Origin of the sequence: Alcanivorax sp. HI0007 (assembly GCF_001635525.1) — a bacterium.
GTDB lineage: Bacteria > Pseudomonadota > Gammaproteobacteria > Pseudomonadales > Alcanivoracaceae > Alcanivorax.
Map to the genome: position 1 here is coordinate 1 of NZ_LWEJ01000077.1, position 216 is coordinate 216.

Here is a 216-nt window from a genome sequence, read left to right on the forward strand (position 1 = left end):
GCGGATATCACCACCACCACCACCCACAAGACCCTGGGCGGTCCCCGTGGTGGCCTGATCATGGGCAAGGCCAACGAAGACATTCAGAAGAAGATCAACTCTGCGGTATTCCCCGGTGGCCAGGGTGGCCCGCTGGAGCACGTGATCGCCGCCAAGGCGATCTGCTTCAAGGAAGCCATGCAGGCTGATTTCAAGGGCTACCAGCAGCAGGTAGTG

General features: G+C 60.6%; 1 pseudogene. It reads left to right on the forward strand.

The annotated features are described in order from the left end of the window. Window positions 1-216, forward strand: a pseudogene (glyA, locus tag A3714_RS03780) (serine hydroxymethyltransferase); the annotation flags it as partial.